The sequence below is a fragment of the uncultured Campylobacter sp. genome, assembly GCF_938030815.1.
GTDB lineage: Bacteria > Campylobacterota > Campylobacteria > Campylobacterales > Campylobacteraceae > Campylobacter_B.
The window spans coordinates 1-1,252 of the sequence record NZ_CALHII010000051.1; the positions used below are offsets into that span (position 1 = coordinate 1).

The following is a 1,252-nucleotide window of genomic DNA, read 5'->3' on the forward strand; positions in this document are numbered from 1 at the left end:
TAAGATCGTAGTGTTGATAACTCCACGTATTCATATCGAATAGATCGATACCTTTGGAGCAGTCGTAGTTATCGCAATTTACCAAAACATCCGAGACGCTGCCTCTCATAGTGTTTTCTTGCCCGTCGTAAATATCGGTATCCAGCTCCTCTCCGCGGCTATCCGTTACTATCGGCATAAAGCCCCATTTTAGCCCTTGCTTCAGCTCGCCTCCGTATTTATCCACTAACTTTCCGTTTTCTAAATGAAGCCCCGCGGGATTTGAAATCCCCGCGCAATTATCACCCTCGCAATACTCATCCGTTCTCGATTTTAGTTTGATATGCTGCTTGTTGTAGCTAAATTTCAAGCTATCCCATAAAGGCGTTTCGTCGAAATTTTCGTAAGTGAACGAATAGTTTTTTCTTTCGCTTCTATCGTTGGTATGTCGTATGTCATTAGTTAGAGCACCCCAAGGAGTTTGCGTATTGTAAAGAGCAAATTGATTTGACCAATCTATTCCTTCCGATCTTATATTGGATTTATCGTATCCTAGGCTAAATCTATCAGTATCGGTAGGCTGAAAGCCAAATTTTACCAATGTGCTTTTTTTGTAAATTCTATAAGGATCAGGCTTTTCTCTAACTTTTCTTATAACAGTAGGATCATATTTTTTATATCCCCAGTTTTTTAGTTCATGTCCTTCTCTATCGGTGTGAATAGCCAAAAGATCAAACCACTTAAACCTAACTGCAGCTGCGTGGCTTTGCCAGTTTTGTCTATCCGCACTTTGATACCCGCGTTTAAATCCGTAATACCAATCCTTCTCCGTTAGATAATCTCTCGCATCCTTTGTCTCAAACGCTACTGAGCCACCTAGCGCGCCCGAGCCTCTTTTTACCGAATCTGCACCTTTAGTGATATCTACCTGTCTTACGTTTTCAACCTCAACGCCGTTTCTAGTGTTATTAAAGTTTCCATATCCTTCAAATAGATCTTTAAAACCTTGCGAGCTTAATGTTTCTGCTTGGCGAAGTCCATCTATGCTTATATCTACGCGGTTTTCATCTACTCCGCGGATCGAGTAGCCACTAGCACCGAATCTTCCACTTTCGACAACTGAAACGCCGGTTTCGTGACGAACCATATCTCTACTGTCGCTAACTTGCTCTTTGGCGAGTTGCTTGGCGCTCTTTTTCGTTTCGCCGACTTTTTTGGTAAGCGGATCACAACCGGCCAGTTAAACACGTGGCTGCGGGCAACCATGGCGCAG

Annotated in this window: 1 protein-coding gene; it reads right to left on the reverse strand. The window is 42.9% G+C overall.

Annotation, left to right across the window (positions count from 1 at the left end):
• Nucleotides 1-1,126: TonB-dependent receptor plug domain-containing protein (locus Q0277_RS01780; RefSeq protein WP_297994960.1), on the reverse strand; the 1,126-nt coding region annotated here is incomplete at its 3' end.
• Nucleotides 1,127-1,252: the final 126 nt, after the last annotated feature.